Origin of the sequence: Leucobacter sp. M11, from assembly GCF_035726885.1 — a bacterium.
GTDB lineage: Bacteria > Actinomycetota > Actinomycetes > Actinomycetales > Microbacteriaceae > JAPFRB01.
Genome location: NZ_JAPFRB010000005.1, coordinates 347,783 through 347,995, shown reverse-complemented (window position 1 = coordinate 347,995; position 213 = coordinate 347,783).

Here is a 213-nt window from a genome sequence, read left to right as displayed (position 1 = left end):
GCGTCCCCCTTTCTGCTCCAAAACAGGCCACCCCGCGGGCAAGCAACCAGCAACCTACCCGCGGCCCGCGTCCGCACTGGCCGATTCGTCCCGAAGCTCAGCCTTCGGATCCTCGAAGGGCACGAAGCGAGCGATCATCAGGGAAAACCCTCGTTCGGGTTGGTCCCGGCCGGGCGGATCGGGTCAACATCTCGCGGCGCAAGGCAGGCTGTT